We start from the raw sequence: 20466 nt of genomic DNA, 5'->3' as shown, positions 1-20466 counted from the left end.
AATGAAAAACATTCGTAACATATTAAATTCCCGTTTTAAAGGCAACGGGAATTTTTTTATGGAATTAACTAAAATTCTTGGTTTTAAACCTAAACATGTTAAATACTACCAAAAAGCCTTTACTCATAGGTCAATGAACATAAAAGATAGCAAAGGAAATGCTGTTAATTATGAGCGCTTAGAATTTCTAGGTGATGCCATGTTAAGTTCTGTTATTGCTTCTCATTTATATCTTGAAGTGCCTAGTGGAGATGAAGGGTATTTAACTAAAATGCGATCTAAAATAGTGAGTAGAGAGCATTTAAATGAGTTGGGTAAGGAATTGAAACTTATAGATTTAGTGGAGAGTAAAATACCAGCAGGTCAATTTGGAGATAATATTCATGGTAATTTGTTTGAAGCTCTAATAGGAGCTATTTTTTTAGATAGGAGCTATAAGTACTGTGAAAAGTTTATTTATAAACGTGTTATTATACCTTATGTAGACATTGAAACTTTAGAAGGTAAAGTTATTAGTTATAAAAGTTTACTTATTGAGTGGTGCCAAAAAGAAAAGAAAACCTTTGGGTATAATGTATATGAGGATACTGGAAATGATAATGTTAGGCATTTTTCGGTAAAATTATCAATTGATAACAAGGTGGTATCTAAAGCTAGAGCAACTTCAAAGAAAAAAGCTGAAGAAAAAGCTTCTAAACGTGCCTTTTTTGCATTTCAAAGTAGTATGTCTAAGATGAAATGATTCTTTTAATTAGAAAGAATTAACTATAACGTTTTAGTAGTGTTTCTTGTCAAGATTATAACAATCTTGTTACAACTCAATTTAATAAATACTATATTTACGGCGTTTTAATATAAATCATGGCTGTTCACAAACTTGTTCTTGATGATGCTTTTGATGAGGTGTTATATACTTTAATTGCAATTCATTGTACACTTGAAGATTATCGTTTAGCGTATCTTCTAAATAAAAATTTAGGTATTGCACTTGCTAGAAAGGAATCTGATTTAGATTACAATGAAGGGAATGTCTCTCACTCGATTTATGATTGGGAAGATGAAAAACAATTAATAACATGGAGTTTGGTTTCTAATATTTGTAAAACCGAAACAATTCAAAAAATAGATTACAAGTCGTTATTCGACACTCAAGAAAAAATAACAAAAACATATTATTTGTTACCAGAATACAAAACTGTCAATTATTTTTTAAAAATAGAGAGTGAATTCAGTTTCAGTAAAGAGAAGCACATTTTAAACGATGTGTTAAAAATACCTCAAATTGTTACCGCTTACAGTATTGATTCTAGTCAATTAAAATCAAAAGAAAATTTAATTTTTAGCTAATGTCAACAACAAAGAAAACCAAAATAGTAGCTACACTAGGTCCTGCTACAAGCACAAAAGAAGTTTTAAAGGGAATGCTAGAAGAAGGCGTTAACGTATTTAGAATTAATTTTTCTCATGCAGATTACAGTGATGTATCAGAACGTATAAAAATGATACGTGACCTTAACGAAGAGTATGGTTTTACTGCTGCAATTTTAGGTGATTTACAAGGGCCAAAACTTCGTGTTGGGGTAATGAAAGAAGAAGTTGTTGTGAACCCTGATGATGAAATAATTTTTGCAACAGGAGAACGTTTTGAAGGAACAAAAGAGCGTGTTTACATGACCTACGATAGGTTTCCTCAAGATGCTAAACCAGGAGAGCGCATCCTTTTAGATGATGGGAAATTAATTTTTGAAGTTGTTTCTTCAGATAATAAAAAAGAAGTAAAAGCCAAAGTTATTCAAGGTGGACCATTAAAATCTAAAAAAGGAGTTAACCTTCCTAATACAGATATTTCACAACCAGCATTAACAGAAAAGGATATTGAAGATGCTATTTTTGCGATTAGTCAAAATGTAGATTGGATTGCTTTATCTTTTGTTCGTCATGCTGAAGATTTAATGGAATTAAGAGATTTAATTGCGAAGCATAGCGATCATAAAATTCCTATTATAGCTAAGATTGAAAAACCAGAAGCTGTAGAAAATATAGATAAAATTGTTGCACACTGTGATGGTTTAATGGTAGCTCGTGGTGATCTAGGTGTTGAGGTTCCTGCAGAAGAAGTACCTCTTATACAAAAGCAATTAGTGTTAAGAGCTAAAAAAGCTAGAATTCCAGTAATTATAGCTACTCAAATGATGGAAACTATGATTTCTAGTTTAACGCCAACTAGAGCAGAAGTAAACGATGTTGCAAACTCAGTTATGGACGGGGCAGATGCAGTAATGCTTTCTGGTGAAACATCTGTAGGTAGTTATCCAGTACAGGTAATTAAGCAAATGTCTGATATCTTAAAAAGTGTTGAGAGCTCAGAATTAATAAAAGTACCTCAGTTACCACCACACATTCGTACTAACCGTTATATTACAAAATCAATTTGTTATCATGCTGCTAATATGGCAAATGAAATTGATGCAAAAGCAATTTCAACATTAACAAATAGTGGATATACTGCTTTTCAAATTTCAGCTTGGAGACCATCATGTCATATATTAGTTTTCACTTCTAATAAACGTATTTTAACAAGGTTAAGTTTGTTATGGGGTGTTCGTGCTTTTTACTATGATAAGTTTGTAAGTACAGACGAAACTATTGAAGATGTAAACAAGATTGCTTGTAAAAAAGGATATTTAAAAGAAGGAGATATGCTAATTAGTTTAGCCGCTATGCCAATTCAAGAAAAAGGTATGGTAAATACATTACGTGTTACTGAAATTAAGAGTTGTAACTTTTAATAAAAGTACACTTTCAATTATAAATAAAAAAAACGTTACCTGCTCAAAAAAGTAAGTAACGTTTTTTTGTTTATAAGTTGAATGAGTAGAAGTAAAGAGGTTTTGATTTTTTAAGAAGTTAATAATTTTTTAAAAGCATATTCTATTAGAAGTCTAATTTTAATTGAACACTAACACTTTTTTGCATAGGTGTTTTTTGGGTTTCCGTATTTAAATTAGATAAAGAAATACCTAATAGACGTACTGAGTTATTTAATTTTTCTTGATACAATAAATCTTTAGCTGTTTCTAAAATAATATCTTTATCACTAACATAATATAGCAAAGTCTTACTTCTAGTTTGTAATGTAAAATCGCTATATTTTATTTTTAAAGTAATTGTTTTTCCAGCTACTTTACTTTTAGTTAATCGTCGCGAGACTTCTTCTGCAATATGCTTTAGTTTTTCTAGCATAAAGATTTCAGAAGATAAATTTTCACTAAATGTGCGTTCCGCAGCTAAACTTTTTCGTGCCCTATGTGGCTTTACTTCGCTATTATGAATACCTCTAACTATATAATAATAGTAACGACCAGACTTTCCAAAGTGAGTATTTAGAAATTCTAAAGATTTTGATTTTAAATCTAAACCTGTAAAGATGCCTTTTTGGTACATTTTTTCGGCAGTTACTTTGCCTACACCATAAAATTTCCGAATATCTAATTGTTCTAAAAAAGGAATGACCTCTTCTGGATTTACTGTTTTTTGTCCGTTAGGTTTGTTATAATCACTAGCTACTTTAGCAACAAACTTGTTTATAGAAATTCCTGCGGATGCAGTTAGACCTACTTCATTTAAAATACGTTCGCGAATCTCTTTTGCAATTAAAGAAGCGCTTGGATTACCTTTTTTGTTTTCGGTAACATCTAAATAAGCTTCATCGAGAGATAAAGGCTCTACTATATCTGTATAATCATAAAAGATACTTCTAATTTTTTTTGAAATCTCAGTATATCTTTCAAAGTGGGGTTTAACAAAAATGAGTTCTGGACATAATTTAATAGCTAAAGTTCCAGACATGGCACTTTTTACACCAAATTTTCGAGCTTCATAACTAGCAGCACTAACAACACCACGTTTACCACCTCCACCAACAGCAATAGCTTTGCCTTTTAAGTCTGGGTTGTCCATTTGTTCGACAGATGCATAAAAGGCATCCATATCGACATGAATAATTTTTCGTATTGGTAAATCGTTATACATACCGTAAATTTATGCATTAAATGGTTTATTTATTATAGCATTTTTTAATATAGAAATTTAATGATAGAAATAGAACGAAAATTTTTAATAACTTCTGAAGTTTTTAAGCAGGAGGCTTTTAAAGAAACAAGAATTATTCAAGGGTTTTTAAATACTGATAAAGCGCGTACTGTTCGTATTCGCTTAAAAGGAGATGTAGGCTATATAAGCGTTAAAGGGAAGTCTACAGATAATGGGTTATCAAGATTTGAATGGGAGAAGGAAATTTCTAAATCTGAAGCAGAAGCACTCCTTAAACTTTGTGAAAAAGGGGTGATAGATAAAATACGATATGAGGTAAAACAAGATCATCATATATTTGAAGTTGATGAGTTTTTTGGAGATAATCAAGGTTTAATCGTTGCAGAAGTGGAACTAAAGCATGAAAATGAAGCCTTTAATAAACCTGATTGGTTAGGAGAAGAAGTCACTGGACAGGTGAAATATTATAATTCGAAGTTGAGTAAGCAACCTTATATGAGTTGGTAACAGTTTAAAAACAAATAACATGAAGACATCATTTTTATCATTTTTGATATTACTTCTTTTTTTAGCTTGTAAAGAGGAATCAAAAGAACCTATATTAGAATCTAAAGTAGTGTTTAAAGAGGTTTTAGAAAAATCATTAGATACTATAATTAGAGAAGAGGTTGAAAGTCCTATTAAAAAATCCGTATTTGAGTTAAAACAGAATTTGACAAGAAAAGGTTTTAAAGTTCTTGATTATGTTGATGAGAAAACAAAGGATACAGTATTAATGCAACAGTATTTTATAGTATTTTTAAAGAAGGGAGATATTCGAGGGCAAAATGAAGAAGAAACAGCTATTTTACAAAAAGAGCATTTAGCACATTTAACTAAAATGTATGAGTTGGGATATGCAGATATTTCTGGACCCTTTGGAGATGATGGAGATATTCGAGGCATTACCATTTATAATGTACCAACATTAAAAATAGCAGATAGTTTAGCAAACTCAGACCCGATGGTTAAATCTGGAAGATTACATGTTGAGGTTCACCCTTGGTGGGCTGAAAAAGGAATGCCTTTACGATAATGATAAACATTTTAAGGGGTGTTTACTTAGTTATCAATATTGCAATAGTTATTGGGTTGTTGACTATCCATTTTGTGATTAAAGAAAGTAGTTATAAAAGCTCATTGTTTTTTTATACTTTTCCTTTACCTATTATTATACTTATAGTTTTAATTCTCTCAATTCTTCTTAAGAAAAAAATAAGGAGGTATAATTTAATAATAGCAGGATTATTATTTATTGTTTGGTTATTGAGAAGTTTTAGAGTTAGTATAGTTGGAACTATTAAAGAAACAGATTTAGAAGTTGTCTTTTGGAATGCATCTCATGATAGAGATTTTGAAGAGGCTTTTAATGAAAACAATGGTATTCCTGATGTTTTGGCAATGGTTGAACATGGAGATTATAATATTGAAAGTGTTCGGTTAAAATATCCTGATTATTATTTTTATAGGTCAATAATGGGGATTAGTATTTTCTCAAAAACACCTTTACAAATTTTAAAAGAAACAACATCAAACTATAAAACAAACATTATTAAGTTTGAAACTAATAATCTTGACTTTTATGTTGTAGATGTTTCTGCTAGTATGGATGTACCACGTGAGTGGGAATTAAGGTTTGTTGATGAGTTGATTGAGATAAATGAAAATACGATTCTTTTAGGTGATTTTAATGTGCCTTATGAGTCTATGTATCTAAATAATATAAAGACGCATTTTAATCATGCGTTTTCTGAAAAAGGTAATGGGTTTAGAGAAACTTGGTTTTGGAATATGCCATTACTTTCTTTAGATCATATTTGGGTTTCTAAAGATTTAAATATTCTTAAAACTAAAAAAATTGTAACATTTAAAAGTGATCATAGTATGTTGAAAACTTATATTGAACTTTAATTTTTATTATAAAAAAGCTACACATATTCTTTATGAAGTTTTATTTAGAAATGGTTATTTTTTGTTGATTTTCATTTCCAAACTCATCAATTACGGTAATAGTGTGTTTACCGTGCTGGGGTATAATGGCTAATTCGTGAATGTTTTTAGTATTAGCAACAAAAGTTTCATCAATATACCAAAATACGGTGCTTTCTGGTTTTGAATGTGCTATTTTTAAAATTAAAGGATTCGTTTTTTTATCAAAATCTTTAGGTAAAAAGATAGTGTTATTTTCTTTAGGATAAATAAAATCTATTGATACTGTACGTTCTCCCAAGCAATCCTCTCTAAATTTTGGTAATGGTTTATAAAATGGGTTTTTAGTTTTATAGTAGTGAGCCATTAAAGGAGGTAAAATAAACCATGATTTATGAGTTATATTGTCTAAATCTTCACAGGAAGAATTCACTTGAAAGGTTTCGTTTTTGTCTAGATGAATTAAAATATGATATGGGCAAGGTTTTGTTTTTAATCCACTTACTTGAATGAGTTTTTCTTCAACCTCATTACAGTTTTGAGATGCTCTATGTCCACTTTGTTTACAAATATCTACTTTCTGCATGTTATCATAAGGTATAGGAAACCAAGTGCTACTTGGTAATAAATCAAAAATATTAAATAGAATAGGAGCAGCAGCTTGAACACCAACCAATCCTGGTCTTCCTTCTCCATCTGCATTACCAACCCATACGCCTACAACATAATTTTTTGTGCTCCCAATTGCCCATGCATCACGAAAGCCAAAACTTGTACCTGTTTTCCAAGATATTTGTTTAGAATTATCAAAAAACTCCCAATTTTCATTGCTTTCGGGTCTGTTTACTTCTTTTAAACTTTCATAAGTTAAATAAATAGAAGCGGCGTTAAATAGGGTTTTGTCGTTTATCTTTTTACCGAAGTCAACCTTTTCCGAAGCTAAAAATATAGGTTCACAGAATTCATTTGAGAAATATTCACTAGATGTTTCGGAATAATGGTTTAATGTTGAAGATAGGGCAGCATAACTTTTGGATAAATCCCATAAATTACTTTCGGCGCCACCCAAGATTAAAGATAACCCATAATGGTTTGCATTATATTTTAAATCTTTTAGCTTCAGATTTTTTAGATAATGATGAAATCTGTCTAAACCATATTGTTGTAACATTCTAACAGCAGGAACATTTAAAGAGCGGGATAAGGCTCTACTTGCAGGTACTGCACCATCGTAGGTCTTATTATAATTTTCAGGGTTGTAGCTGCCAAATTGAGTTGGTACATCTGTAACTAAAGTTTTAGGAAGTAAATCTCCGCTATCTAACATGGCTGTATATAAAAAAGGTTTTAAAATACTTCCGGTGCTTCTGGGTTTGTCTATGATATCTACATCTTTTTGATGGGCTTTATCTGTAGGTGAGTTGCCTATATAGGTTAAAACCTGTCTTGTTTTTACATCTAAAACTAATACAGCTATATTGTATATCTTATTTTGACTTAATTGATTATAGTGATTCTGTACAATATGATTGGCGCGTTCTTGAAGTTTAATATTAATGGTTGTTTGTATATGTTCTCCATGATGTGTTTTAGCTATTTTTTGTAATAAATGAGGAGCTATTCGAGGTAATGGATATGGTTTTTGTGGTAAATTTTCAGCAATAGAAAGTTGATAGGTAAGGGTATCAATAATAGTGTTTTCTAAAAGCTTTTTTAGAAGACGATTTCGTTTTTTTAATAAATATTTTTGATTTTTTCCAGGATAAATTAAACTAGGAGCATTTGGTAATACGGCAAGAGTAGCAGTTTCTCCCCATGAGAGGTCATTAGCATTTCTTTTAAAATAACGCCAAGAAGCAGCGTCTAAGCCAACTACGTTACCTCCAAAAGGCGCATGACTACTATAGTATGCCAGTATTTTATCTTTAGATTCCCGAAGCTCTAATCGAGTAGCGAGTACAATTTCTTTTAGCTTTTCGAAATAAGTTCTAGACTTTCCTTTTCTAGAAAGTCGAATAACTTGTTGTGTTAATGTACTACCACCACGTTTAACAGATTTAGATTTTATATTATCTCGTAAAGCTTTAAAGATGGATATGGGGTTAAATCCTGGGTGCTTATAAAAATACTCATCTTCAAATTGAATAATACATGTTTTGAATTTTTTAGGGATGCTATCATTTTTAGGGAATCTCCATTGACCATCTTTAGCAATTTGAGCACCTAATAATTCATTATTAGAACTTGTAATAATAGTTGCCGTTGGATCTTTAAAAAGATGTTTAGGTAGACAGAAGTAATAGGCAATCGTAAGTATAAGAATGATTATTGATTTCTTTTTATTTCTCTTTATGTAGTTTATTATAGTCACTTAAATAGTATATTCTAAACTTTCTTGTTTGGATTAGTTTTAAGTAAAATTTACTCTAAATTAGAAACTTAAATTTTTTGTATAAACAAATACTTTGTTGAATACTTTTAATCCTTTGTACGAAGATGTGAAATTATAATAAAAAAAGCTACAGTTTTACTTTTCTTTTATTCCAAGTTAATAAAGGTCTGTGACTTTTTTCTTTTAATATATTTTTTGCTTTTATTTTTGTAGGATATTACACATAAGAATCGTATAGTTGTTATTAAATTAAATTTTAACTTGTTTAGGTTAAGTCATTAATTTAATTTTTCAGAATATTTTGTTGGTAAATTAGTTGTAAATTTTTGTATTCAATGTTAAAAAATAAATTCTTGGTAGTTATTATTATACTTTTTTTGATTACAAAAGTTAATGCACAATTGGGGTTTTGTTTAGGTAATTCAGGTGATCCTATTTTTACTGAAGATTTTGGAACAGCTTCCGGTACAGGAGTGGAGCATACACCATTGCCTTTACCTGGACAAACTAGTTATACGTTTTTAGGGTTTACAGTGTTTGGAGATGGGAAGTATACGGTAACTAATTTAAATTATCAACAGTGGAATTGGTTTATGGTAGATGATCATACTGTTGGTGATACTAATGGAAGAATGTTAATTGTGAATGCAAGTTTTACTCCTGGAGAATTTTTTAGAATTCCTATTACTGGGCTTTGCGAAAATACAACTTATGAGTTTTCATCATGGCTTATGAATTTAACGCCTAGAGATTTACTAAGTGCTGGACGAACTCCAAACCCTTGTAATGTTAGATTTGAAATTTGGGATAGCTTGGACACAACACTTTTGAAATCGGGAGATACTGGAGATTTTTTAGGAAACCTAAGTACCGAAACAGGAGCGTGGAGAGATTTTGGTTTAGTTTTTCAAACCTTAGTAGGGCAAACGTCTGTAATTTTAAAGATGGTAAATAATGGAACAGGTGGTTATGGAAATGATTTAGCTATTGATGATATTGTTTTTAAAAGTTGCGGAGATGCTATAACAGTTTCCGATGGTTCTTCTAATAATATAACGATTTGTAGTTCGCAAACACCTTATGCAACAACGTTATCTGCAAATCCAGATGGTGCTGTATTTGGATCACATTTTTATCAATGGCAACAAAGTTCAGATGGGAATACTTGGATTAATATTGCTGGAGAAACCAATCAAAATATTATGATTTCTGGTATTAATGCCACAAGCTATTATAGAACAAAAGTAGCTGAATTTTCTGGTAATTTATCAAATTCACAATGTAATACACTTTCTGATGTTTTTCAGGTTAGGGTAAATCAAGCTTCAGTTGCGCCAAATATTAATTGTTGGGAAACTGCCAAATTAAATGAAAATACTTGTACTTGGGATGTTACGGGTATACAACCATTGGCACCTACAGGTTTAGAGTGTTGGGAGACTGTAACGTTTGATACTACTAGCTGCTCTTGGCAAGTTACAGGCACACAACCAATGACTCCTACAGGTTTAGAGTGTTGGGAAACTCTAGTATTTAATACAACTAGTTGTTCTTGGAGTGTTGGAGGAACACAACCTGTTCAGCCAGCTATAGATTGTTGGGAGACTGTAACGTTTGATACTACTAGCTGCTCTTGGGAAGTTGCAGGTACGCAACCAATGGCACCTACAGGTTTAGAGTGTTGGGAAACTCCAGTATTTAATAAGGTTAGTTGTTCTTGGGAAGTCACAGGCACTCAGCCTACTCAGCCTGTTATCAATTGTTGGCAAACAACTGCTTTTAATACAACCACTTGTATTTGGGAAACGTCAGGTGTGAAACCTATAGAACCAGTTAGAGAATGTTGGGAGACTGTAACGTTTAATACAATTAGTTGCTCTTGGGGTATTACTGGAACGCAACCCGTTGTACCAACAGGATTGCAATGTTGGCAAATTGCAACATTCGACAATGCAAGCTGTACATGGAATGTATCTGGGATACAACCTGTAGATGAATTAAATATTAGTTTTTGCGAAAATGAAAATGTTGTTTTAGAACCAATTACAGGAGCTACTAATCCAACGTATCTATGGAGTACAGGTGAAACTACAGAAATTATAACCGTTGATATTGTAGGTGTATACGAAGTAGAAGTAACAGATAATAGTGGTTGTTTAGTTATTAAAAGGGCTTATACAGTAACGCAAAAAGACAATCCTATTATAGAAAGTATTAAATCCGATGGTAACGATATTGTAATAAGAACGGCTAATACAGGTAATTTTCTGTATTCTATTGATGGTAGCATATTTCAGCTAAGTAATATATTTGAAAATATTGAAGGAGGAGAATATACCATTTATGTAAAAGAACAGAGTTGTGGCAAAATTGTATCAGGTTCATTTATCCATTTTTATATTCCTAAGTTTTTTACACCAAATAATGATGGTGTGCATGATACTTTTGATTTAAAAGGGGTTGAGCTTTATGAGGTGTCTCAAGTATCTATTTTTGATCGTTATGGTAAATTATTAAAAAGTGCTGTTAACTCTTCATTTTCATGGAATGGATCTTTTAATAATAAACTATTACCTACAGGAGACTACTGGTATATTATTATTATAGATAATCAAAAAATGACTGGTCACTTTACTTTAAAGCGGTAATTATAACTTTATTTGCGAATGCTTAACTTAATTAAAACCTTTATTCTTTGCTGTCTCGCTTTACTCCACGAGTACCATAAAAATACATAGAGTGTTTATTAATTTCAATATTAAAAATGTCTTCTATAGTTTTTTTAATTTCCTGAAGGCGTGGGTCACAAAACTCTAAAACCTCTCCCGTATCGGTTAGAATGACATGGTCATGTTGCCTATTGAAATATGATTTTTCATATTGTGCTAAGTTCTTCCCAAATTGATGTTTTCTTACTAATTTAATTTCAATTAAAAGCTCAATGGTATTATACAAAGTAGCACGACTTACTCTATAATTTTTAGCCTTCATTTTTTCATATAATTCATCAATTCCAAAATGGTCTTCAAGACTATAAATCTCTTCTAGTATAGCAAAGCGTTCAGGAGTTTTTCTATGTTTCTTTTTTTCTAAAAAGTCTTCAAATACACTTTTTACAATGTCGTAGCTTTTGTTAGTTTTCATTATTTATCAACTTATAATTATATTAAAATGCACTTATCATCACTTATAGCGCTATCTATACCCAATTCAAGTAAAGTACCTTCTACTAGATTTTTAAGATGAGTTAAATTTTCATAATTCAGAACTAAACTTAATTGAGGTATTGGGGTTTCTACATACACAAGGTTATCAAAAGGTGTTGTATTCATATTTTGAATAAGTCGACTAAATGATTTATCAATTAATTTATTGAAGACTAAAACTTCTGGTTCATTTAAATGTAATGCATTTTTATCAAAAACAAAATTTATCTTCTTATGGTGCTCTATTGAGCAACGTCTCCAACGAAATGCTATTCCAAAATCGTTTTTGTTTATTATAACGATATCTTCCATCTTAGCTTAGTTTAAAATGAATTTATAGTCGATTTCAGCTATATTTAAACAGGAATTGAATACATCTTTAGTTGATGTAGTAAGTAGCATTTGCAACTCTCTTATTTCTTGATTTTTAAACATTAAAACAAGGTTTTGTTGCATGGACGGAATGGGTATTTTGCGTTTTAATTTTGCCATTGCATATCTATGCTCCCAATAATCCATTTCAATATCAAGAATGTAAGCTTTAAATTGCTCAAATTCTTTTCTACTAAATTCAAAATAAATATTGTTGAACTCAAGGTGATAAATACCACACTGACAACAAAAAGATAATTCTCCACTCTTTACTTTTGACAAGGTTTTTATACTGTGACACATAGCTTTCTATTTAATAACAATCTGATTTTATTTGACTCATCCTTAAAGGCCTTTCTAACTTTGTAATAGAAATTGCTTCCAATGTTTCTAAAACACTTTTTTTCATGGCAAGCGACCCGCAAATCATAATAGAACCATTATTCTTCATAACCCGAGCAACTAAATCTTCTTTGTCTAGTAATGCATTTTGAACGTATTTCTTTTGGCTTTCTTCCTTAGAAAAACTCAAATACATTTCAGATAATTTTTCATTATAAAATGCTTTGTCAATTTGTTTTGAATACATCTGATAAGATGATTTTGTACGCCCACCCCAAAATAAATAGGTTTTGGTATTGTTAATATTTTCATCATTAATCATTCCTAAAAACGGTGCCATACCTGTACCATTGGCAATCATTAAGACTTCTTTTGCTGAGGTAGGGAAATGAAAATGAGTATTGGTTTTTATATCTGCTGAAATCATGGTATTTGGTTTAAGTGTGCTTAGGTATCTTGAGCATGCACCATACGGATGCTTTTTAATACTTAGTAAGATGTTATTATTTACTTTTCCTATAGAATATAAACGTTCTACGGTGTCTTCTTCTGGTAGAATACTCAACAAGTCTCCTGAATAAAATTCGGTTTTTTGAGTAGGTTTTAATTCTATCAAAAATGAGCTATCTGTATTTATTTCAGACCGATTTATAACCTCAAATAATTTTGATTTATGAGCAGATAAAGGTTTTTTAACTGAGAGGTTTAAGTTATTACTCTTTTCCCAAAGTTTTACCCATTTTTTAAAGGTATCAAAAGATTGGTTATGTATTTTTTGAAGTTTGAGATTAGGAACAAATTTTGGGCTAAATCGTAATAAGGTATTCACTATAATGGCATATTGACAATAGTTTTTATAAGCTAAAGACCCAAACCCAACGACTGAATATTGAAGTGTATTTGATTGTTGGACAGTATGTAATAACTTTTGAAAGTTCTTAGCATTTACAGGTGCTTCGCCATCTCCATAAGTTGAAGTAAATACTACTAAATGTTTTGCTTGGTTATAATTTGTATAGCTATTTAATTCTGAAGTGAAAACCGATTTACCTTGCGCTATCAAAGCATCATATAAAGCCTTTGCAAATTGAAATGTACTTCCTGTTTCAGAGCCAACTAGAATAATATATTCAGCAGTATCTTTATTGAATTTGTTTGTGAATTTAGTGGTGTTCTTTCTTCGTTTTAAAGTCATTACAAATCCAGAATACATAAAAAACAAAAGAGCAAAACAGGTTAATAATAAAATAACAGACCACAATATGGAACCTTGACCCGTATGTAATACAGAGCTCCAATTAGAAGCTAGCTCAATAGCCCCATTTTTGGTTTCGCTCATTACTGTGCCGTTAAATTGATTTATCCGTAGTGCTTTGTCATTCAGCATTAAAACAAAATAATCTTCGGCATCATCAGAAAAAGGGAATTCAAGACGTTCAACCTCACTAAGACGAGTAGATTTAAATATATTGAAATCAGTTATATTTCTTTTTATGGTATCATCTGGAGTAGCTTCATTTAAAACAGGAATAGTAGTATTAGAAGGTAATAATGAAAATTTTTCAAGAGATAGATAAACACCTGTAATTGTAATAATAATTATAGGAATTAATGCATATCTACCAATACTTACATGGTAAAAAGACTCATTACTTTCTTTAATAACCTTTGAAAAGAAATGTTTATAACCACCTTGACGTTTTGTAATTAAAATGATTCCTGTAACCGCCATTAGAAACAATAAAAAGGACACAATACCTACTATAGTTCTCCCTGTAGATTTTAAAAATAACGACCTATGTAAATTCGTGGCAAATTTGAAAATTGGCGCTTTTTCAATAACACGTCCTATCTTTTTTGCTGTAAACGGATTAATGTAAAAGGTTTCGTTTTTTCCTTCTTTTGTAACAACCGAGGTTTGAATAAAATCATTTTTATCAATTTCTATACGTATAACTTCATCATATACGTTCTCTAAACTTTCAATAGTTTGAGAGAGCAATAGTGTATCAGCATTTTTAACAGCATAAGGTTTTAGCTGATTTGAAATGGGCTCAAATGCTAAAATTACACCTGTTAAAGTAGCTAATAAGATGAAAAGAGAAGAAGATATAGCTAAAGCTAAATGACTATATCTCCATATAGAAATGGTCATTAAAACGACATATTTTTAACTTAGTAAATACCGATGTATGTTCCTTCTGCTAAGTTGATTAATTTAGCACCAACTTCATACCCATTAGGATCTGTAGATGTTGTATCAAAAATGTATATATTTCCATCAGCTCCAGTTGGTGTAATAGCCATATAAAACTTACCATCTTTTACAACAGCGCTTTGATACTGAGTTAACCATAAATTATCTGGTACATTTAAATCTACAACTGTTTTATTGTATAAATCTACTCTAGCCACACCCCAAACAGAATCACTAAACCAATTATCACTTTCATCTGTATTTGCATAAGGTACATAACCGATGCCATTACCGGCGTAAAACCATCCATTGGTTGCTACATTAAAGCCTAAAAGGTTTGAAATATTAAAGTCATAATTATCGTCATAAGCACCATTGCTTATTTTTAGAATCTTTGTATCATAATCTTTATTAGGAACGGATATAATTTGGTAAACATCATTAGATTCGTCTACATAAGATACTGGTGTTCTATAACCATTAGTAGCTCCTTTAGCAATATCTGTAGATATTATCTGTGGGTTTGTTAGTGATGGATAATCTAAAACTAGAGTTTCAACGTTACTGTAAATTGCTCGAGGACAACCTCTTCCTGAACAAGGATTTGCAGGATTGTAAGCACTTTTAGATATACCGTAGTATATTTTATTTCCTGCAATAACTGGCGCATCTACTCTACCTACGTAATTGTAAATATCATAGTCTGTCCCATCAATATTCATAGTATAAGGTTTTAAATCTGTATCGCTTACAGGTATTGTAATTTCTTCGATAGAACCAAAAGCTAGATTATCTAAGCCAACACTCATTATTCTTAATTTCACATCAGATCTTATAAATTTAGTAGGATCATTTTCGTCAAAAACACGAGTAGCATTTCTGCCATCTGCATAATGAATAGATGCAGAAGCTTCACTTGCTTTTGTCCATCTTGGATATGCAGTACCTATTGCAAATTCTACATTTTTCTCATGTTTTAGGCTATAAGTTTCTCCGCCATCAACAGAGAATTTATAAATTCTTCCTCCGCCGTAATCAAGATTAAATAAAGATTTTCCGTTAGCTGAAGCAAAAATTCTTGCAGTTCGAGTTGATGGCATTTCAAAACCTTTACCATCATAACTTACCGTTACAGCATCGCTTACGTCTGTTAAGGTCTGGGTATATACTTTTGTTTCTCCAGTAGGACTTGCTGATAAAGCAAGTGTAAATTTTTCACGTCCCTCAACAGATTCTTTTTTTTCCTGTTCTTCAGGTCCTGAGTCGTCATTACTACATGAAGTAGCTATTAAGCATAATGAAAAGATACTCAAAACTATCAGTTTTTGAATAGACCATTTATAATTAATGTTAATCATAATAAATTGTTATTTAAATTAAAAAATTGAATAGATTATTTTCATATAATAAGCACGTCCTGGTTTTTGTAAAGCATAATTATCAAAAACCTGAGCGTTAAATAAATTTCTAACATCTAGTGCTAGTGTAATTTTTTTGTTTGGAAATGTGTTTGTAATACTAAAATCACTAACTAATTGTGTAGGTATAATATCTTTGCCTGTTCCTCCTAGAGATTCCCAATCTCTATAAAACCAATGTACATATGCTAAATTGGTAGAAAACACTATTTGAGATTTTTTTTTAAACAGGTTAGTAACGTTGTATGCAAGATTACCATTGGCAGTGAAAAACGGTGCGTTTCTTTCGCGGTCGCGGTACCAATTAAAAGGTAAACCTGTTTCGTCAAATTCTGTATTAAATCTTGAGTTGAATATGGATATATTACCATTAAAATCTAGTTTTCTGTTGTAAGAGTAAAATACATCAACATCAAACCCTTTACTTATATAACTATCATCATTAAGAAACTCTGTTGTTTCATCTGTAGCATCCTGTCTTACATTTAGTTTTATTTTATCTCTAGTATCTCTAATAAAAGTATTTACTCTTATTCTGGCTTCATGTTTTCCAAAATTAAATGTTCCGAATGTTGCACCCAGATTAAGATTTTTACTTTTTTCAGGTTCTAAATTAAAATTAGCTTCAAGATTTTCGGCTAGGTTTCCAAACAACTCTCTTGCTACTGGTAATCTAAACGAGTTTTCGCCTGATACTTGTATAAGCACTTTTGGTAATAAGTGATAAGCGATAGTAAACCCAAATCCATTGGCATCTACAGTTCTATCTACATCGTTAAGTTCTATTGCAGTTGAATTATCATTTCGTTTATATTCAATAATCCGAATGTTTTGATTAAAGTATTTATAAAATATTGATGTTTTTAATTTGTTATCTAATGCTTTAATTTCATAATTTATACCTAAGATACTTCGGTTAGAAAATCGTGTATCATCAAGGTTTCTAATATCTACATGCCTTAAAGGGTCTTCATTATCTCTCGTAAATCTGGTGTGTAAAATATTTGTAGATATGGTATTGTTATTGTTAATATCATAGTTTGATGTAATACGACCTACATAAATTTTTTCAATACTTTCCTGTAATGTTGGAGCTCCAGCTTCGGCTCCAGAAGCATATTCATAATAACCTATAAAGTTCCCATCAGCATCAAAACGTTCTTTTCTTTTACCATCCCAATCATAAATAAATGGGTTAATGTCTGTTATATTTCTTCTTAAATGGGAATATGAGGAAAAGGCATCAATACTTAATTTATTATTAGATAAAAAACTTTCATCTTTATAGGTTATACCAATTAAATTGGTTTGTTGAGATGCTTTTCTTTCTCCATAAACCGATTCTAATGTTGCACCATGTTGTATGTCTTTATCTAAATCTGAATAGATTACACCTAACATTAGTTTATCTGCCCATTTTTTATTTGAAAAACCTACATCTACCTTAAAACCTTTTGAAATATAAGTGTCATGAAATCGTTCGGCGGTAACATAGGTAATGTCGCCAGTAGTAGGATTAGTAGTATATACTTGATTTCCCCATACTTTATAATTGTTATCAGAATAGTTATAAAACCCAGAACCTAAAACCGTAAAACCTGTTTTTTTATTAAAATAATTACCCGACATAGATGCTTGATGCGTATTGAATGACCCAAAAGAATAGGATAGATCTACATTATTTTTACCAAACGCTTCCTTTAAAACAACATTTATAGCACCTCCTAAGGCATCTCCTGCCAAATGAATTGACACAACACCTTTATACACTTCAACGCGTTTAATTAAATTTGTTGGAATACTATTTAGTGAGAATGAGGGACCAAATGACTCTATTGGAGATCCATTAATGAATACACGAATAGCGTTACCTGAAAGTCCATTAATGTTATAGTGTATACGAGAACCTAAACCACCATTTTGTCGAATCCTTACTCCTGAAGACCGGTCTAAAACATCATTAGCTTGTATAGATTGAAGGGAAGCCCTTTTCATACTAATAGCGTTTACCGCAAACCCTTTTGTTTCTATTTTGGCTTCTTTTGTTTTTCCTTTTACAACAACTTCTGATAATTTATTAGAAGCATTAAAACTTAGTTTGTAAATTATATGGGCTTCTTTACCATTTAAATTAACAGGTACAGTTTCGATAGTTTTACCAAAGTATTTTATACTTAATACATGCTGTCCATATGGAATTTGGGTAAGAGTAAAATCTCCGTTTTCATCAGTGTAAGCATGTTTTGAAATAGTCTCAATAAAAACCAAAGCTAAATCTAAAGGTGTGCCGTCTTTAAAAGCAATGTTTCCTTTAATTGTACCAGATTGCGCATATAAAGACGTGCTTAAAATGAAAAAAAATGTCTTATAGAAAAACTTCATGTTTTTAAAAAAATTAGATACAAAAATAACCTCTTATTTTTATTTAGACTAATTATAAATAAAATACTTATAAAAAGAAATTACTATTATAGTATTGCTATAATTGTATTATTCTAAAAAAAAGGTGCTATCTATTAACCTTTATTTAGCTTGGGGCATCATGCGTACATAACGTATAAAACCATGCCCTTCTACTTTACTTTTAATCGATTCTGAAGTGAGTTCAAACTCTACATCATTTTTGTAATATTCTTGGTCTTCAACAGCCGATTCGAAACGAATTTTATATCCCATATCTATTTTATTATTTGGAATTTGAATGACTGAAATAGCACGTTCTCCACCACTTATGGTTGCACCCGTAATGGCATCAATATCTGTTCGTACCTTACCATGAAATTGCCACCATTCTGTAATATCAGAATACCACTCATCGTCATCACCTTGAACATAAAGTGTTTTTTCATAATCTCCATCAGGGTTTAATAATGAAATTACAATATAGGCGCCTTCGCCTGAATAGTTGGTCATTTGTATCATACATTTGTATGCTGCTGAATCAGCAGACTTATTTACAAATCCTGATAAAGTAAATAGCACTAAGGCGAGTAAAGACACTATTTTAAAAACTTGGGTATTTTTCATCTCTTATCTTAAAAAGTTAATATTCGTTTGTGTTAACATTTCGTTTTCTCTAGCTAAATCGTACACGGTTTCTTCAAAATCTGTTTTTATGGTTTTATCAGCTCCAACGGATAATAGGTGTTTTAAAACGCTTGTGTTTTTAGCTGTCATAGCCGCTAAATGTAATGGTGTGTAGCCTTCATTATTCCTTTTATTAACAGGAACTTCAAGAGTTTCTAATTTTTCTAATAAATCAATACTATGTTGTTTTACTGCAAGATGCCAAATAGTATTACCTTTAGATTGAAGCCCTTTAAAATCTAGTTCATGATTCTGAAGTAACTTGAATTTTTCTTCAAATTCTTTTAAATTTTTAGGGGTATATGATTTTAATAAATAATATACTAGAGAATTTCCACTAGCATCTAAAGTTTGAGGATTTGCCCCCTTTTCTAATAAAAAAGCTACCACTTTACTGTTATTACTTTGTAGAGCTCTCATTAAAGGCGATATCCCCTTTTTATTCTGAATATTAAAGTTCTTGGTATGTAATGCTAGATATTCAACGCTTTTTAAATCATTTCTGTAAGCGGCATTTATAAATGGGGTATTCCCATTAATATCTGGTTGGTTTACATCACCACCTTTTTCAATAAAGTAGTTAAAAATATCAATATCTGTATTCTTATAAGCTAAAGCGTGTAATGGTGTAAATCCATTATCTGTGATGATGTTTGGTTGTAAACCCATTTTTTCTAGGTATTTATAGGTTTCTAATGAATTTGAATGGTTTCTAGTACCTTTAGTTGCAAATATAAAGGCGTTGCCTCCTTGTTTATTTAGGGACTTGTATGCAACGCCTTTTTCTATAAGTAGATTTAGTAAATTTGTATTACCCTTTCGGGCTGCATAATTAAAGATACTATTACCATCAGCATCTTTATCATGAATACTTAAGCCTTTGGATGTAAAATAATCAATCAGTGTTTCGTCTTCTAAATAGGGAGCTATTAGTAATAATGCATTAGCTCCATGTTCATCTTTATCTGTCTTAACATCTATACCGTTTTGTATGCACAAATCGTAAACAGCTGTGTTGGTTACACCTGCAGCCGCCGCAAAGGTTAATACTGAAAACTGATGCGAATCTTTTAAATCCATTTTTGCACCTTTAGCAATGAGGTGTTTCATTAAATCCAAATTATTTTTATATGCTGCCCAAAACACATAAGTCCTTTTGTCGTGGGTTAATTTATTGACTTCGTTATCTGATTTAGTTAATAAATACTCTATGATTTTATTTGAAGTGCCATTTAAAATAGAATACGCTATCGCATCAAATCCATTAGTATTTAATGCTGTTGCACTGTTACCTTCTATAATTTTTTGTTCAACAATTTCTAGAGTTGGATTTGTTTTCCAAAAAGATCTTTCCCAAAAGATATTTTTAGATTGCGCCTTCAAAATATTAACAAAGAGAAGGAATAGTATTAATGATTTTATAGTTTTCAT

17 protein-coding genes are annotated in these 20466 nt (G+C 30.9%); 7 read left to right on the top strand and 10 right to left on the bottom strand.

What is annotated here, in order from left to right:
* Position 1 precedes the first annotated feature (1 nt).
* The 3 genes from rnc to pyk all read left to right on the top strand — a co-directional run bounded on the left by rnc (position 2) and on the right by pyk (position 2789).
* A complete protein-coding gene (gene rnc / locus A8C32_RS03335; protein ID WP_069829018.1) occupies positions 2-742 on the top strand; it encodes a ribonuclease III in 741 nt (246 codons plus the stop codon).
* Between the two features lie 119 nt (positions 743-861).
* Positions 862-1347: an IPExxxVDY family protein gene (locus A8C32_RS03330; protein WP_069829017.1), complete on the top strand. Its 486-nt coding sequence runs from the start codon at positions 862-864 to the stop codon at positions 1345-1347.
* Positions 1347-2789 (top strand): pyruvate kinase, encoded by a 1443-nt coding sequence (gene pyk / locus A8C32_RS03325; protein ID WP_069829016.1) that lies wholly within the window; start codon positions 1347-1349, stop codon positions 2787-2789. Before A8C32_RS03330 ends, pyk begins: the two co-directional genes overlap by 1 nt.
* Positions 2790-2934: 145 nt before the next feature.
* Here pyk and dinB read toward each other — a convergent pair whose 3' ends face one another.
* On the bottom strand, positions 2935-4032 hold the full coding sequence (dinB, locus tag A8C32_RS03320) for a DNA polymerase IV (RefSeq protein ID WP_069829015.1): 1098 nt from the start codon (positions 4030-4032) through the stop codon (positions 2935-2937).
* Positions 4033-4092: 60 nt separating this feature from the next.
* Here dinB and A8C32_RS03315 point away from each other — a divergent pair, with 60 nt between their 5' ends.
* Genes A8C32_RS03315 through A8C32_RS03305 form a run of 3 tightly spaced genes read left to right on the top strand, consistent with a single transcriptional unit; the run spans position 4093 to position 6003 of the window.
* Positions 4093-4560 carry a CYTH domain-containing protein gene (locus tag A8C32_RS03315; protein ID WP_069829014.1) on the top strand — a complete coding sequence of 156 codons (468 nt, stop codon included), beginning with the start codon at positions 4093-4095 and terminating at the stop codon, positions 4558-4560.
* A gap of 19 nt (positions 4561-4579) precedes the next feature.
* Positions 4580-5128: a YciI family protein gene (locus A8C32_RS03310; protein ID WP_069829013.1), complete on the top strand. Its 549-nt coding sequence runs from the start codon at positions 4580-4582 to the stop codon at positions 5126-5128.
* The gene (locus A8C32_RS03305) at positions 5128-6003 is read left to right on the top strand and encodes an endonuclease/exonuclease/phosphatase family protein (RefSeq protein WP_069829012.1); all 876 of its coding nucleotides are present in this window, start codon (positions 5128-5130) and stop codon (positions 6001-6003) included. The genes A8C32_RS03310 and A8C32_RS03305 overlap by 1 nt, the downstream gene beginning before the upstream one ends.
* Positions 6004-6043: 40 nt before the next feature.
* Here A8C32_RS03305 and pbpC read toward each other — a convergent pair whose 3' ends face one another.
* Positions 6044-8392 carry a penicillin-binding protein 1C gene (gene pbpC / locus A8C32_RS03300; protein ID WP_069829011.1) on the bottom strand — a complete coding sequence of 783 codons (2349 nt, stop codon included), beginning with the start codon at positions 8390-8392 and terminating at the stop codon, positions 6044-6046.
* A gap of 398 nt (positions 8393-8790) precedes the next feature.
* Between pbpC and A8C32_RS03295 the strand changes: the two genes are divergently transcribed.
* Entirely contained in the window at positions 8791-11061 is a 2271-nt protein-coding gene (locus A8C32_RS03295; RefSeq protein ID WP_165605779.1) for a T9SS type B sorting domain-containing protein, read from the top strand.
* A gap of 40 nt (positions 11062-11101) precedes the next feature.
* Here the strand turns inward: A8C32_RS03295 and A8C32_RS03290 are convergent, their stop codons facing one another.
* The 8 genes from A8C32_RS03290 to A8C32_RS03255 form a co-directional block, all read right to left on the bottom strand.
* Entirely contained in the window at positions 11102-11557 is a 456-nt protein-coding gene (locus A8C32_RS03290; protein WP_069829009.1) for a Fur family transcriptional regulator, read from the bottom strand.
* Between the two features lie 17 nt (positions 11558-11574).
* Entirely contained in the window at positions 11575-11931 is a 357-nt protein-coding gene (locus tag A8C32_RS03285) for a hypothetical protein (protein WP_069829008.1), read from the bottom strand.
* Between the two features lie 6 nt (positions 11932-11937).
* Entirely contained in the window at positions 11938-12294 is a 357-nt protein-coding gene (locus A8C32_RS03280; protein ID WP_069829007.1) for a DUF6686 family protein, read from the bottom strand.
* Positions 12295-12304: 10 nt separating this feature from the next.
* Complete coding sequence (locus A8C32_RS03275; protein WP_069829006.1) at positions 12305-14488, bottom strand: PepSY domain-containing protein; 2184 nt, start codon at positions 14486-14488, stop codon at positions 12305-12307.
* A gap of 20 nt (positions 14489-14508) precedes the next feature.
* Positions 14509-15888 carry a DUF4374 domain-containing protein gene (locus A8C32_RS03270; protein ID WP_069829005.1) on the bottom strand — a complete coding sequence of 460 codons (1380 nt, stop codon included), beginning with the start codon at positions 15886-15888 and terminating at the stop codon, positions 14509-14511.
* An 18-nt stretch (positions 15889-15906) separates the two neighbouring features.
* Positions 15907-18330, bottom strand: coding sequence for a TonB-dependent receptor plug domain-containing protein (locus A8C32_RS03265; RefSeq protein WP_069829004.1), 2424 nt, complete (start codon positions 18328-18330; stop codon positions 15907-15909).
* Between the two features lie 141 nt (positions 18331-18471).
* On the bottom strand, positions 18472-18975 hold the full coding sequence (locus A8C32_RS03260; protein ID WP_069829003.1) for a DUF2271 domain-containing protein: 504 nt from the start codon (positions 18973-18975) through the stop codon (positions 18472-18474).
* A gap of 3 nt (positions 18976-18978) precedes the next feature.
* Positions 18979-20466 (bottom strand): ankyrin repeat domain-containing protein, encoded by a 1488-nt coding sequence (locus A8C32_RS03255; RefSeq protein WP_069829002.1) that lies wholly within the window; start codon positions 20464-20466, stop codon positions 18979-18981.

It is taken from the genome of Flavivirga aquatica, assembly GCF_001747085.1.
Lineage (GTDB): Bacteria > Bacteroidota > Bacteroidia > Flavobacteriales > Flavobacteriaceae > Algibacter_C > Algibacter_C aquatica.
Note: the sequence above shows the minus strand (reverse complement) of the source record. Positions and strands in the feature narration are given on the sequence as shown.